Origin of the sequence: Streptomyces tateyamensis (genome assembly GCF_003205575.1) — a bacterium.
In the GTDB taxonomy this organism is placed as follows: Bacteria; Actinomycetota; Actinomycetes; order Streptomycetales; family Streptomycetaceae; genus Kitasatospora; species Kitasatospora tateyamensis.
On record NZ_PYBW01000043.1, the window covers coordinates 57466 to 66658 of the forward strand.

Genomic DNA, 9193 nt, shown 5'->3' on the forward strand with positions numbered 1-9193 from the left:
GGTCCTCCGGTTCTGACGCATGTTCAGGTACTGACGGGGGCGCGAAGTGCGGGCGCGCCGGTCCAGGTGAGCAGGGCGCTGCCCCAGGTGAGGCCGGCGCCGAAGACGCAGATCAGCACCCGGGCGCGGTCGCGGAGCAGACCGCGGGCGGCGGCGTCGGCCAGCGCGTAGGGGGCACAGGCCGCGCCGATGTTGCCGGTGCGGTCGCCGGTGATGTGCAGCCGGTCGGGCGGGATGCCGATCCGGTCGGCGACGGTGCGCAGCAGCAGCGGGTTGGGCTGGTGGGTGACGAAGGCGTCGATGTCCTTGAGGTCGAGCCCGTGCCCGGCCAGGGCCCGGTCGACCAGCCGGGGGAAGATCTCGGCGATGAAGTCCCGCACCACCCGGCCGTCCATGTGGATGTGGTGCAGCCCGGCGCTCAGGGTCGCGGCGTCGGCCGGGATCCGGCTGCCGCCGGCCGGGATCAGCACGTGGTGGGCGCCGCGCCCGTCCGAACCGAGCTGGAAGCCGTGGAACCCGGCGTCCGCCGGTACCGGCCCGAGGACGGCGGCGGCGGCGCCGTCGGCGAAGAGCACGGCGGTGCCCCGGTGAGTGGGGTCGACGAATTTCGAGTAGGCCTCGACGCCGACCACGGCCGCGTACCGGGTGCCCGGACTGGTGGCCAGCCAGCTGTGGGCGACCTTGGCGGCGAAGAGCCAGCCGGAGCAGGCCGCGCTGACGTCCAGCGCCACCGCGTTGACCGCTCCGGTCAGCGCCTGGATCCGGCAGCCGGTGGCCGGCCCGAGCTCGTCGGGGGTGGAGGTCGCCGCCACCAGCAGGTCGAGCTGGTCCGGGCGGATCCCGGCGGCCTCGCAGGCGGCGAGCACCGCCGCCGCGGCGAGGTCGGAGGCGGCCTGTTCGGGACCCGCCACGTGCCGTTCGAGCACGCCGGTCCGCTCGGTGATCCAGCCTGCCGAGACGCCGGCGGGCGGGCCGACCTCGTCGTTGCCGCGCACGGTGGCCGGCAGACAACTGCCCATGCCCAGGATCCCGAGGCCGGGAACAGTGCGGTTCACGAGGTGCTCCAGTCGTCGGCGAGTTGATGGGCGGCGAGCAGTGCGGTGGCGTAGTCGGGCGCGTCGAACGCGGTGCGGGCCGGGTCCGGACCGGGGTCGAGCGCGGCCGCGAGGTCCGCGGCGGCCGGACCCAGCCGGTCGCAGACGGCGTCCATGGCGGCGGGCAGGCCGCGCACGGTGGCGGGGGTGAGCACCCGGGCCGCGAGCAGCGGGCCGGCCAGCCGCCGGGCCTGGCGCAGGCCGTCGAGGGCGGCCAGGTCGGCGGCGTGCGGGACCGGCCAGCCGCAGCCGGCCCTGGCGGCCGCGGCCGCCAGGCGTCGGGCGCGCAGGTCGCCCAGTTCCAGCAGGTCCGCCAGCAGCGGGTTCCACAGCTCCAGGTCGCGGTGCCCCGCCGCCTCCCGGGCCCGGACGGTGGCGGCGAGCCGCTCGGCGAGCCCGGCCTCCAGCAGGGCGGCCGCCGCCGGCCACCACCGGGCCTCGGTCGGGTCGGCCGGAACCTCGGGGGGCGGGCCCGGCGGCTGCGGGTCGCGGGCCCGCTCGGCGGCGATCGCCCGGCCCGCGTCCAGCAGGATCAGGGTGTTGTCGCCGCCCGCGTTGTCGAAGGCCCGGGCGAAGCCGAGGTAGCCGGCCAGCCGGTTGCGGTCGACGAAGCCCGACACCCCGCACCGGTGCTGCAGGTCGTCGACGAGTTCGGCGGCGGCCCGGGTGGTGTGCGCCTTGAAGAGGGCGAGCGAGTGGTCGACGGCCGCCCACGGGGAGAAGGTCATCGCCGCCTGCCCGGGCGCGGCGGCGGGCGGGTCGGTCCAGGCGGCCAGCGCCGCCCTCGCGGTGCAGCGCAGCGAGTGGGCGGTGGCCAGGGCGCCGAGCACGGCGTGCTGCTGGGTCCGGTAGGCCAGCACCGGGAGCCCGGGCGCCAGTCGGCCGTGGCTGCGGCGGCCCGCGTTGAACCGCCAGGCCATGGCGGCGCTGCGGCCCGCCAGCGCGGCCATCGCGGCGGGCAGCGTCGCCCACAGCGCCTGGCCGCAGCCGAGGGTCCGCTGCAGGCGGGCGTCCGGGCCGGGCTGGGGGTCGTGCAGCCCCCCGCCGGTGTCGAGCACCGCCCCGTCCGCGAGCCAGCGCTCGTAGCCGACGCGGGCACCGTCGAACCGGACCAGGCCGTAGGGCAGCGGCAGCGCGGCCACCGGCATCAGCGCGGAGACGGACACCCCGGGGACCGGGAGGCCGTCGCTGCCGGTGATGTCGACCAGGAAGGAGAACACGCCGCCGTCCTGCCCTGCCGTCAGCAGCCGTGCGCAGACCACCGCCTGCTGCGGCAGCCCGGGCGCTGCGACCGAGGAGAACTTGGCGGCCCGGGCGTCGGGGGTGTGCAGGCTGAACTCCCGCCGCACCGGGTCGAACCGGGCCTCGGTGCGGATCGCGAGGTGGCTGCTCGCCTCGCCGACCTCGGTGACCATGAAGGAGCCCTTGGTCCGCGCGTGCGCCAGCCCACCGTCCGGGTCGGCGGCCTTGCCGTCCAGCAGGACCAGCGAGCCGACGCAGAGGACGTAGTGGGAGAGGAAGGTCTGGTAGAGCGCGGGGTCCGCCAGCACGGTCGCCTCGCCGAGCGCCGCCAGCAGCTCGGGATCCCCGAACACCTCGGCCGCCGGCGGCAGTGCGGCCGCCAGCCGGGCCAGTCGGCGGTGGGCGCTGGTGCCGGTGGACGACCACGGCTGATACTCCGTCAGCAGCGTGTTGATCGCCGTCACCTGGCTGGAGCTCAGCCTGGTGCGCAGTCGGGCCAGCACGCCGGGGGTGTGGGGTGGGGTGCTCATAGCTGCCTCCGGGCGGCGGTGTCGGTCGGTCGGCGTCGGCAGCCGCTGTCCTGGGCGCGGCTCGGCGCACGTCCGTCCGGAACGCGGCCTCCGCGCGGGCACCTGCCGAGCCAGGACCCTTCGGCCAGCGGGGCGCACACCCGCTGCCGGGGGTCGATCAGCCGCACGGAGTTCGCCAGCGCCCGGCCGGTGCCCGCCTCGACGGCCAGCGAGCCGCCGGGCAGTGCCGCGCCCAGCACCGCCGGCAGCGTGAACGACCGCACCAGGCAGGCCGACAGGGCCCGCGGCAGGTCGTTGTCCGGGCCGTAGAGCCGGCCGGCCACCACCGAGAAGACAGGTCGGCGCGGCGGAACCAGCCGGAGCCGGCGCGCGTAGTGCGCGAAGGCGCCGGCTTCGCGGGCGAGCGCCGGATGGTGGCTCATGAACGGCAGCCGCAGCCGCTGCACGGAGACGCCCTTCCGGGCGGCGAACCGCTCGACTGCCGCCAGCGCGTCGAGCGGGCCGGAGAGCACCGTCTCGTCGCGGTGGTTGACGCAGGCAGGCACGACGGTGTCGGCCGCGGGACCTGCCCGGTCGAGCAGGGCCCGAGTACCGGCCGGACCGACGCCCACCAGCGTCATGCCGCCGCCGTGGCCGGTCAGCAACTGCCCGAGCCGGCCGGCCAGCCGGGCTCCGTCGGCGACCGAGCAGCACCCCGCCGCGGTCAGCGCGGGGATCTCGCCGAAGCTGACCGCGACCAGGCGGTCCGCCCGGCAGCCGTCCGCCTCCAGCGCCCGGTGGACCGCCAAGGAGACGCCGAACAGCGCCAGTTGCACCGCCCCCGGCGGCTCTCCGGCCAGCGCACCGGCGCTGGGCGGGGAGCTGCCGAGCAGCCGGGGACCCAGTGGTGCCACCCCGAACTCGGCGGCGGCGCGGTCCGCCTGGGCGAAGACCTCGGCGACCGCCGCCGCCAGGGAGGGCACCCGGGGCAGCAGCCGCAGCAGCGGTGTCAGGGCGAAGTCACCCTGCCCGGAGAAGAGGTGGACGACACTGCCGGCGAACACCGGACTGGACGGGGCCGAGCGCACGGTTGCTGCCTCCTTCCGAGGGCGTACCCGAACCGGGTTGCCGATGCCCTCGATGATGGATCCCGGCGCCACCGCGGACCCGCCCCCGAAGCGGCGGATCTGTCAAGAGTTTTGGTCCGTCAAATTTGTTAAAACACAGCCACATTGACATCACGTCAGTTACGCTCGCCGTGCCGAGACCCCACCGTGCCCGAACACCGGAGGGAGACCATGGCCGTCCGCCGCATACCGAACAACCGCCTTCGAGGGCTGCTCACGGAAGCCGGCTGGACCGGGGAGCAGCTGGCTCGGGCGGTCAACCAGATCGCCGCCGAATCCGGCCAGAGCCTGTCCTACCAGCGCGCCTCGGTGCACCAGTGGCTCACCGGGACGGTGCCCCGGCCGCCCGCCGCCCAGCTGGTCTGCGCGGCACTGGGCCGCCGGCTCCGCCGGCGGATCACCCTGACCGAGGCCGGCTTCGGCGCGCCCCGGCCCGAACCGGCGGTGCCGCCGGACACAGGCGCGCTGCTGGCCCGGCTGGCCGCCGCCGCCCTGACGCCGGACCGGCGCGGGGACTTCCTCGTCTACCAGCCGCTCTGCGCCGACCAGCTCACCGACCCACCGGACCCACCGGGCCCGCCGGACCAGTTCGAGGCGACCGCAGCGCCCGGGGGCCGACCGCCGACCGATCCGGACACCCTCGCCCTGCTGCTGCCCGCCTTCTCCGCGGTCGACCGGATCCAGGGCGGCGGCCAGGCCAGGACGGCGCTCGCCGCGTTCCTGGCCACCACGGTGGCGCCCATGCTCGCCGCGCCCGCCCCGCCCGTCCGGCGGGCCGGCATCCTGAGCGGCGCCGCCCGCCTGTCGTACCTGTGCGCCTTCATGCAGCTGGACGACGAGCTCAACGGGCTGGCCAACCAGTACTACCGCCTGAGCCTGACGCTGGCCCGCGAGGCCGGGGACACCGCCGGCCAGGCGATGGCCCTGCGCGCGATGGCTGCGCTGGCCTACGAACTCGGCCTGCGGGCGCAGGGCCTGCGCTTGGCGCAGGCCGCCGCCGACTGCCACCTGGCCCCCTCCTCGGTGCGGCTGCGCGCCGCCGTGCTCGGGCAGCTCGCGCTCTCCGAGGCCGCGGTCGGCGACCGCACGGCGGCGCACCGCCACCTCGGCGAGGCCCGGGACCGCCTGGCCGGTGCCACCGGCCCGCCACCGGCGGTCGGCGACTACCACCGCGCCTCCTGGGACCACCAGCGCGCCCTGGTCCACGTCGAACTCGGCGACCGCGCAGGGGCGATCAAGTTCCTGGAGGCTTCCACCGCCCACCGGCCACGCACCGAGTCGCGCTCGCGCGCCGTCGTGCTCAGCCGGCTCGCCGAGGCGCAGCTCGCGGCCGGACACCTGGCGGCCGCCTGCACCACCTGGCACGAGTTCCTCGACCTCTACCCGCTGCTGGACTCCCGCCGGGCCCGCTCGGCAGCCGAGCGGCTGCGCCGCCTGCTGCTCCCGCACCGGCGCGCACCGGGTGCGGACCACCTGCTGCAGCGCGCTGCGAGCCTGCACCCGCACTGACCCGCGCCGGTCCGCGCCGGCCGTGCTCCAACTGCGCGGTCCGCCCCACCCCTTGCGCCCCGGTGACCCGGTGCTCCTACTTCACCAGATGGAGTGAATTCGCATACGTACCACCATATCGGGCCTCGGCGACAGGCAGACTTCCGCCACGGGGCGAGGAACTCTGCCTCCCCCACGGTGGCGCACGGCCCGGGGGTCCGGGCAGCGAGGACGGGTCGCGGTGGACCAAGTCGCCCATGGCAGAAGCGTGGACGTGTTCTTCGACGGAGTGTTCGTCAGCCTGGTGCGGCACCGCACCAACAGCCTCGGACCGGGCTCGACCCGGATCCCGATCCCGATGATCACCGAGCTGCGCTGGCGCGAGGCCGGCCGCTCCTCCATGGGGGCGCTGGTCTTCGCCACCGCCGGCGAGGTCGGCGAGTACGCCACCGCCGGGTTCGACCGCACCGAGCAGCCGGCCTTCGAGACGCTCAGGAACGCGGTCGCCCAGGCCATCGCCCAGCACCACGACCTCGCCGCCGGCCGCTCCGGCGTCGCCGCCGGCCTGCGGGCCTTGGCGGACCTGCTGCGGGACCAGTTGCTGACCCCGGCCGAGTACCAGAGCGCCAAAGCCCTGATCCTCGGCAGCGGCGCACCCGCCCCGCCGAGGAGGCCGTGAGACAGCGTGAGACAGACAGACCCTAGTACTCACCCTTGATCACGAAGAACGAGCCGCGGATCTCGCCGGCCAGCTTGGACTTCTGCCGCGCGAACTTGAACTTCGTGGCGAGCTCCTCGGGCACCTCCATGCCCTCGGAGAGCCTGAAGCCCACGGCCCGCTTGGCACCGGGCTCGATGCCGTACATCACGTTGACCGCCAGGCCCGACCGGTAGAACACGTAGTCCATCCGGAACCCGCCCGCCTCGAAGGAGCTGACCTCCAGGGCGGGGGCGGCGATGACGATGTCGCGCTCCTCGGCGAGGATCCGGGTCACCCGGTCAAGCGCCTCCGGGGCCTCCTTCGCCGGGGTGACGGTGAAGACGTGGTCGTACTTGTTCTTGAAGTAGCGCGCCTCGTTGGCCCGCAGCCCGGCGAGCCGTTCCGCGACCGGGGACGATTCCAGACCGGTGGTGGAGACGTTCTCGAAGTCCACGGTGTACGACACGGGGTCCTCCTGCTGGTGGCGGCCGGTGGCGGAGCACCGCGCCGGGTTCGTTCGGCGACGTGTTCACGCTACGGCCCGGGCCGCCGCCCGGCTTCTCGGTTCCTGATCGATCGCGGCGGGGCGATCAGCGGCCGGGCAGCCGGGCGGCCAGCCCGTCGAGGAGCAGCCGCAGGCCCAGCTCGAAGCCGCGCTCGTCCAGTCCGGCCGGCCCTCCGCCCGCCCCGCGTGCGGCCTCGCCCCGGTCGCTCTCCCCGCGCGCGGCCCCGTCCCGCGCATCCTCGTCCCGCGCGGCGGACGCCTCCAGCGCACCGGCCAGCGCCGGATACGCCGGGCGGTATGCGTGGGCCGGCCGGGTGAAGCCCGCGCTGAAGGTCTCCAGCGCCGATCCGAGCACCAGGTAGTCCAGCGCGGCGGCCGCCTCCGCGGCGTCGGCCGGCGCCAGGCCGACCCGGCCCAGGGCGGCCAGCAGGGCTTCGTAGCCGAGGAGTTGGCGCTCGGCCGCGACCTGACGGCGGGCCAGCAGCGCGATCGTGTGCGGGTGGCGCAGGAAGGCCGCGCGGTAGCTGCGCGCGTAGGCGGCCAGCGCGTCCCGCCAGTCCCCCGTCTCCTCGGCCAGCGGGGTCAGGTCGATCTCGGCGTTGACCAGTTCGGCGAGCGCCTCGATCAGCGCGTCCTTGCCGCTGGTGTGGTGGTAGAGCGAGGCGGCCTTCACCCCGAGCCGGTCGGCGATGGCGCGCATGGTCAGGCCGTCGGCCCCCTGCTCGTCGACCAGGTCCAGTGCCGCCCTGGCAATGCCCTCGCGGCTCATCCCCGGCCTGCTCGGTCGCCCCACCTGTGCCGCCCTCCCCCGTACCTGTCGCCGCTCACGCTAGTACATCCCTGGTCACAGCCCGGTCACGGCTCTTCCGCCGACGTGCGGGAACGGGTTACCGTCCCGGACTAACAAAGTTAGTTTATCGACGGCGAGGTGGACGAGCATGACCGACAGCCCTCCGAGAACGCGGTTGACCGGCCCCGGCGCGACCGGTGGCACCACCGGCTCCGACGGGAACGGCACGGACGCCGACCGCCTCGCCGCCCTCGGCTACCGCCAGGAGCTGCGCCGCAGCCTGGGCGTGCTCGGCAACATCTCGATGGGCTTCGCGGTGGTCTCCCCCGTGGTCGGCCTCTACGCGGTCAGCCAGGTCGGGCTGAGCGTGGCCGGCGGCGCGTGGGTCTGGGCCCTGCCGGTCTGCCTGCTCGGCCAGCTGCTGGTGGTGGCGGTCTACTCCGAGCTGGCCTCCCAGTGGCCGCTGGCCGGCGGCGCCTACCAGTGGAGCCGGCGCCTGGCCGGCCCCGCCTTCGCCTGGCTGACCGGCTGGATGTGGCAGTTCGCGGTGATGTTCGCCAACACCACCGTCGCCTACCTCGCCTCACCGTGGTTCTTCGCGCTCTTCGGCCTGACCCCGACGCCGACCCGGCTGGTGCTCGTCTCGGTGGTCTTCATGCTGGTCTGCGCCCTGGTCAACGCCTACGGCATCAACCTGCTGCGCTGGTTCGTCTCGCTGGGCATCGCCGCCGAGGCCGTCGCCTCGGTGCTGGTCGGCCTCGCGCTGCTGCTCTTCTGCCGGCGCCACGGCTTCGGCCTGCTGACCGACCTGCTGCACGCCCCGGCCACCGCCGGGGTCTCCACCACGGCGGCCTTCCTCGCCGTGGTCGCGGTCGGCGGCTGGGCGTTCATCGGCTTCGACGCCTGCGTCTCCACCGCGGAGGAGACCAAGGACCCCGCCCGCCAGGTGCCGCGGGCGATGTGGTGGGCGCTGCTGAGCGTCGGCACGGTGGTGATCCTGAACGCGGTGGCCGTGGAGCTCGCCCACCCGGACCCGGCCGCGGTGGTGCGCGGCGCCGACCTCGATCCGGTCACCACCGCCGTGACGACCGCGTTCGGCGGCTGGTCGGCGAAGCCGTTCGTGGTCGTCGTGCTGGTCTCGTTCACCGCCTGCCTGATGGCCTCCCAGGGCGGCGCGGCCCGCGGCCTCTACTCGCTGGCCCGCGACGGCGTCTTCCCGTTCTCCGCCAGGGTCCGCGCGGTCAACCGGCACAAGGCGCCGATCGGCGGCCTGGTGGCGGCCACCGTGATCAGTTCGGCGGCACTGCCGCTTGGCCTCAGGTCGGCCGCGATGGGCAGCCTGATCACCTTCGGGACCGCCGCCACCTTCCTGCCGTTCTTCCTGCTCACGGTGGTCTCGCTGACCGCCCGGCTGCGCGGCACCTGGCGGCCGTCCGGCCCGGTCCGGTACGGCCGGGCGGGCACCGCGATCAACGCGCTGGCGGTGGTCTGGACCGGGCTGGAGGTGGTCAACATCTGCTGGCCCCGCACCATCCTGGCCCCGCCCGGCGCGCCCTGGTACCAGGTCTGGGCGGCGGTCCTGGGAGTCGGGCTGGTCACCCTGGCCGGCCTCGGCTACCTGCTGGTGCGCCGCCCGCAGCGGCTGATGCGTGACGCGCCGCCCGAGCGGCCGGAGACCGGCGAGCCGACGCCCGCGGTGCTCTGACGGACCGGGAGAAGCCGAACGGCTCCCCGGGGA

8 protein-coding genes are annotated in these 9193 nt (G+C 75.2%); 3 read left to right on the plus strand and 5 right to left on the minus strand.

Annotated elements, in window-relative coordinates; all coding sequences use genetic code 11:
• Positions 1-23: 23 nt before the first annotated feature.
• From C7C46_RS14075 to C7C46_RS14085, 3 genes are read right to left on the minus strand one after another with little or no spacing between them, the layout of a single operon-like run.
• The gene (locus tag C7C46_RS14075; protein WP_281278542.1) at positions 24-1055 is read right to left on the minus strand and encodes a 3-oxoacyl-ACP synthase III family protein; all 1032 of its coding nucleotides are present in this window, start codon (positions 1053-1055) and stop codon (positions 24-26) included.
• Entirely contained in the window at positions 1052-2866 is a 1815-nt protein-coding gene (locus C7C46_RS14080) for an acyl-CoA dehydrogenase family protein (protein ID WP_110669455.1), read from the minus strand. The genes C7C46_RS14075 and C7C46_RS14080 overlap by 4 nt, the downstream gene beginning before the upstream one ends.
• Positions 2863-3933 carry an acyltransferase domain-containing protein gene (locus C7C46_RS14085; RefSeq protein ID WP_146259089.1) on the minus strand — a complete coding sequence of 357 codons (1071 nt, stop codon included), beginning with the start codon at positions 3931-3933 and terminating at the stop codon, positions 2863-2865. Before C7C46_RS14085 ends, C7C46_RS14080 begins: the two co-directional genes overlap by 4 nt.
• A gap of 210 nt (positions 3934-4143) precedes the next feature.
• On the opposite strand from C7C46_RS14085, the gene C7C46_RS14090 reads away from it, so the two are divergent.
• Both C7C46_RS14090 and C7C46_RS14095 read left to right on the plus strand, forming a co-directional pair.
• Entirely contained in the window at positions 4144-5481 is a 1338-nt protein-coding gene (locus C7C46_RS14090; protein ID WP_110669463.1) for a tetratricopeptide repeat protein, read from the plus strand.
• 253 nt (positions 5482-5734) lie between these two features.
• Positions 5735-6139, plus strand: a complete 405-nt coding sequence (locus tag C7C46_RS14095) for a hypothetical protein (protein ID WP_110669465.1) — start codon at positions 5735-5737, stop codon at positions 6137-6139.
• A 22-nt stretch (positions 6140-6161) separates the two neighbouring features.
• Here the strand turns inward: C7C46_RS14095 and C7C46_RS14100 are convergent, their stop codons facing one another.
• Both C7C46_RS14100 and C7C46_RS14105 read right to left on the minus strand, forming a co-directional pair.
• The gene (locus C7C46_RS14100) at positions 6162-6626 is read right to left on the minus strand and encodes a phage tail protein (RefSeq protein ID WP_110669466.1); all 465 of its coding nucleotides are present in this window, start codon (positions 6624-6626) and stop codon (positions 6162-6164) included.
• Positions 6627-6750: 124 nt separating this feature from the next.
• Positions 6751-7434 (minus strand): TetR/AcrR family transcriptional regulator C-terminal domain-containing protein, encoded by a 684-nt coding sequence (locus C7C46_RS14105; RefSeq protein WP_245984411.1) that lies wholly within the window; start codon positions 7432-7434, stop codon positions 6751-6753.
• 169 nt (positions 7435-7603) lie between these two features.
• Here C7C46_RS14105 and C7C46_RS14110 point away from each other — a divergent pair, with 169 nt between their 5' ends.
• Positions 7604-9160 carry an APC family permease gene (locus C7C46_RS14110; RefSeq protein ID WP_110669470.1) on the plus strand — a complete coding sequence of 519 codons (1557 nt, stop codon included), beginning with the start codon at positions 7604-7606 and terminating at the stop codon, positions 9158-9160.
• Positions 9161-9193 lie beyond the last annotated feature (33 nt).

Bases quoted from the DNA above. Each gene is read 5' to 3' on its own strand.
- C7C46_RS14080 (WP_110669455.1), bottom strand. From the start codon at position 2,866: ATGAGCACCCCACCCCACACCCCCGGCGTGCTGGCCCGACTGCGCACC.
- C7C46_RS14090 (WP_110669463.1), top strand. From the start codon at position 4,144: ATGGCCGTCCGCCGCATACCGAACAACCGCCTTCGAGGGCTGCTCACG.
- C7C46_RS14105 (WP_245984411.1), bottom strand. From the start codon at position 7,434: ATGAGCCGCGAGGGCATTGCCAGGGCGGCACTGGACCTGGTCGACGAG.
- C7C46_RS14110 (WP_110669470.1), top strand. From the start codon at position 7,604: ATGACCGACAGCCCTCCGAGAACGCGGTTGACCGGCCCCGGCGCGACC.